Consider the following 2,599-nt stretch of genomic DNA (forward strand, 5'->3'; position numbering starts at 1 on the left):
GGCTACGGCACCTCGAAGTGCACCGTGGACCAGCTGGAGACGGCTGCGAAGACCGACAGCGTGACCGTCCGCGTCACCATGAACCCCCAGTCCGGCGGCGCCGAGACGGTCGAGGAGAAGTACCACCCGTAAGCCCCCGCACCCCGCGCCATGCACGCCCCGTGGGCCTCTCCCCGACCTACCGGGAGCGGGGATGCCCGGCCGTACTGCGCCGATGCGGCCGAACGGGGTGCCGCGGGGCACAGGCGGGAAGGTCGGCCGCGACGGCTCAGTGGCGGCGCATGGACTCGATCCATAGAAAATCGCAGGTGGGCCAGACCCTCAAAAGATCTGCACCCAACTGATTTGCCGGGCTTCTTGGAACCAAGCGGTCAATTTGCCCGGCCCACCAGCCGGGCCGCCCACCCCCCGAAAAAACACACCGCCTTGGACGAGCGCAGCGAGTTGAAGTCGGCCGAAGCGATGACGGACCTGCTGGTCGCCCTTGAGCGGGGCGTCCTGTCTGGCGGACAGCAGGCCCTTCTGGCCCCGCCGCGACGCGGCGGGGCGGGGCCAGAACAGCGATTTCATCAGATTTCTAGCTGGCCTTGGGGGCGAAGTAGTGGCCTGCGTCGATGTCGGCGATGAGGCCGGGGTGGGCCGGCTCCCAGCCGAGGAGCTCACGGGTGCGGGCGCTGGAGGTGAGGTTGTCGAGGCCTATGAAGGTGGCGAGGAACTGGAAGTAGTCGGGCACTTCCTTGCCGGGGACGGACTTGGCGGGGACGTCGAGGTTGCGGGCGATGGCCTCGGCGATCTCGCGCAGCGGGATGCCCTCGTCGCCGACGGCGTGCAGGCGGGAACCTGCGGGGGCCTTCTCCAGCGCGAGGCGGAACAGGCGGGCGGCGTCGAGGGTGTGGCCGGCGGGCCAGCGGTTGGCGCCGTCGCCGGGGTAGCCGGAGTAGCCCTTGGCGCGGGCGAAGCCGATCAGCGCGGGGGTGAAGCCGTGGTGGTCGAGGTCGCTGTGCACCAGCGGGGGCAGCCGCACGGCCGAGGAGCGCACGCCGCGCTCGGCCATCGCGATCACCGCGTTCTCGGTGTCGATCCGCGGCCCGGACGGTACGAAGTCGGCTTCCGTGCCGGCCCGTCCGCTGATGCCGCCGAGCGCGAGCATCAGCGTGCCCGAGGCGATGACGAGCGGCTTGCCGGTGCCGGAGCCGGCCAGGGCGTCGCCCATCGCCTCGACGGCGTGCCGGTCGGCGTCCACGGCGTCGAGGAAGGCGCCGGAGCGCATCGCCTCGTGCTTGAACGCGAGGTGGATGACGCCGTCCGCGGAAGCGGCGGCCTCGCGCAGGCCGTCGAGGTCGTCCAGGTCGCCGCGGCGGACCTCGGCCCCGAGCGCGGCGACCGCCGCGGCGGAGGAGTCGGAGCGGGCCAGGCCGGTGACGTGGTGGCCGGCGGCGAGCAGCTCCGGGATGACCGCGGAGCCCAGGTGGCCGGAAGCGCCGGTGACGAATACGCGCATGAGAGGAACCTCCAAAGAGCTGACCGTCCCGGTGCCGCCGCGCGGGTGCGGGGGCGGAACGCATCAATGACACTTGGTGTCATCACCCTAGCAAGCGACGACACCAGGTGTCATCACTAGGATGGGCGGCATGGGTCGATGGGAGCCGAACGCGCGCGGCCGCCTGGGACGGGCGGCGATGGAGCTGTACGTGGAGCGCGGCTTCGACCAGACCACGGTCGCGGAGATCGCCGAACAGGCCGGCCTGACGAAGCGCACCTTCTTCCGCCACTACGCCGACAAACGCGACGTGCTGTTCGCCGGCATGGCCCCGCTGCGGGAGGTGGTCGTGCGCGCGGTCGCCGAGGCGCCGGCATCACTGCCCCCCTTCGCGGTGGTCTCCCTGGGGCTCGAGGCGGCGGCAGAGATGATCCAGGAGCGGCCCGAGGACGTGAAGATGCGTCAGGCCGTCATCGATGCGCATCTCGAACTGCAGGAACGCGAGCTGGTCAAGCTCGCCGCGCTCGCCGCAGACATCGCCGCGGCGCTGCGAGGGCGCGGACTCGACGCGTGGCCCGCGCGCCTGGTCGCGGAAGCGGGCATGGCCGCGTTCCGGGTCGCGTTCGCCCGCTGGATCGCGAACTCCGCGGAAGGGCTGCTGACGCAAGTTGTCAGGGAGTCGATGGAGGAGCTGGAGGCGACCGTCACAGGGGGTTGAGCCAGTGCCATGGACTGTCACCTCAATGAAGCCGCTTCCCAAAGGACCTGGTTGGACTGTGTCCCGCCGCATTCCGGTTGGCGTATTCGCAGTCGTTCGTCACTCCGTGGAATCATCGGCAGGTCCGAGCGTCTTGTACGGACTGGTCCCGCAGATCAGCCCGAGCCGCTAGCCTGTGCTCAGCGGCCCGAGCAGGGCCCGCGCAGACGGCCAAGAGGCCCTACCCCCCCGGCGGGGTAGGGCCTCTTTGCGTCGCATGAGTGATGCGTCGGAGCGGCATTCGCCCGGCGGTGTGACCTTGCTCGATCTTGGTGGCTAATTCGTAATTGTCATGCTGTGAGGGCGAGTTCGAGGCGGGCGAGGTGACTGCTGCTGGCGCGGTCGAGGGGGTGTCCGTTCCC

3 protein-coding genes are annotated in these 2,599 nt (G+C 70.3%); 1 reads left to right on the forward strand and 2 read right to left on the reverse strand.

Annotated elements, in window-relative coordinates; translation table 11 throughout:
- Positions 1-321: 321 nt before the first annotated feature.
- Positions 322-570: a hypothetical protein gene (locus tag EFK10_RS02560; RefSeq protein WP_127354147.1), complete on the reverse strand. Its 249-nt coding sequence runs from the start codon at positions 568-570 to the stop codon at positions 322-324.
- A gap of 7 nt (positions 571-577) precedes the next feature.
- Positions 578-1,501 carry an SDR family oxidoreductase gene (locus EFK10_RS02565; RefSeq protein ID WP_127354148.1) on the reverse strand — a complete coding sequence of 308 codons (924 nt, stop codon included), beginning with the start codon at positions 1,499-1,501 and terminating at the stop codon, positions 578-580.
- Positions 1,502-1,631: 130 nt separating this feature from the next.
- Here EFK10_RS02565 and EFK10_RS02570 point away from each other — a divergent pair, with 130 nt between their 5' ends.
- Complete coding sequence (locus tag EFK10_RS02570; protein WP_127354149.1) at positions 1,632-2,198, forward strand: TetR family transcriptional regulator; 567 nt, start codon at positions 1,632-1,634, stop codon at positions 2,196-2,198.
- Positions 2,199-2,599 lie beyond the last annotated feature (401 nt).

It is taken from the genome of Streptomyces soli (genome assembly GCF_003999195.1).
Taxonomy (GTDB): domain Bacteria; phylum Actinomycetota; class Actinomycetes; order Streptomycetales; family Streptomycetaceae; genus Actinacidiphila; species Actinacidiphila soli.

What these genes read in the sequence shown, in the direction of transcription:
- EFK10_RS02565 (WP_127354148.1), bottom strand. Translation starts at nt 1,501, where the DNA reads ATGCGCGTATTCGTCACCGGCGCTTCCGGCCACCTGGGCTCCGCGGTC.
- EFK10_RS02560 (WP_127354147.1), bottom strand. Translation starts at nt 570, where the DNA reads ATGAAATCGCTGTTCTGGCCCCGCCCCGCCGCGTCGCGGCGGGGCCAG.
- EFK10_RS02570 (WP_127354149.1), top strand. Translation starts at nt 1,632, where the DNA reads ATGGGTCGATGGGAGCCGAACGCGCGCGGCCGCCTGGGACGGGCGGCG.